The organism is Deinococcus radiotolerans, from assembly GCF_014647435.1.
In the GTDB taxonomy this organism is placed as follows: Bacteria; Deinococcota; Deinococci; order Deinococcales; family Deinococcaceae; genus Deinococcus; species Deinococcus radiotolerans.
Window position 1 is genome coordinate 1 of sequence record NZ_BMPE01000055.1, and the last position, 952, is coordinate 952.

Sequence of the window (952 nt, forward strand, 5' to 3'; positions counted from 1 at the left end):
GGTCTACACTCACCTCATCGGCGAACGCTCGTAACGCCGCTTGAAGTCAAAACTGGAGCACTACCCTCCGCGACTTCCCCAACCAAGCCCACCACCCAGCGACCATTCAGCACCACGAATCCTTTCGGCACCTCCACGACGTGTGGAGGTGCGTCCTTTGGCGCCCAAGTGCCCTGCCATCCGGACCAGGGATGTTTGATGATCTCCAGCGTCCATCCCAAATACGGCCCCCGGTCTGTAGCGAGCTGTCCGGTGTACCCCGCATCCGCCCACAGGTGCCCCATGCGTGGGAAAACATTAGGCAGGTCGCGCCGCAGGAGGACCGCACTGGTGCGGTCCTGGATGTCTGCTTCGTGCACCTTGATCGCCATGCCGAGTCCCAGGGTGTCGACGAGCAGGTGACGCTTCCGGCCACTGACCTTCTTGCCACCGTCATAGCCGCGAGGTCCACCGGCTTCGGTCGTTTTCACCGATTGGCTGTCGATGATCGCGGCACTGGGGGTCGCTGCGCGACCCTCACGCTGACGGACCAACTGCCGAAGGACCGTGTGGAGTGGCTCCCAAACGCCATGACGTCGCAACAGACGGTGATCGTGAGAGTCGTCTGCCAGGGGGGGCAGTCGTGCGGCATCTCTCGCCAAGTAATCCCGCTTCTCAGCACGTAAAAGATCCCGTCCAGGATCTCTCGCAGCGACCACTTCCGTGGACGGCCAAGGGGTGACGCTTGAGGAAGAGGGAAATGTACGTTCCACTCGGCGTCGGTTCGATCGTTTGGGTACGCAGATCGGGTCATAAGCGCCCCACCTCCGCCGCCTACCGTGCACGGGCAATGGCTCTGGGAAAACCTGCGCCAGCCCGTTTTTCAGACGCACTTTAGCAGGACTTTGTTGAGGGTGCCCCAATTGCGGTTCCAGCCGATTTGCAAATCTCAGCGTACCTCAGCCCGCCTGTT

Annotated in this window: 2 protein-coding genes; both read right to left on the minus strand. The window is 61.6% G+C overall.

What is annotated here, in order from left to right; all coding sequences use genetic code 11:
- Positions 1 to 14: 14 nt before the first annotated feature.
- Positions 15 to 470: a transposase gene (locus IEY63_RS22395; protein ID WP_229784867.1), complete on the minus strand. Its 456-nt coding sequence runs from the start codon at positions 468 to 470 to the stop codon at positions 15 to 17.
- The gene (locus tag IEY63_RS22400; protein WP_229784868.1) at positions 467 to 793 is read right to left on the minus strand and encodes a transposase; all 327 of its coding nucleotides are present in this window, start codon (positions 791 to 793) and stop codon (positions 467 to 469) included. The genes IEY63_RS22395 and IEY63_RS22400 overlap by 4 nt, the downstream gene beginning before the upstream one ends.
- Positions 794 to 952: the final 159 nt, after the last annotated feature.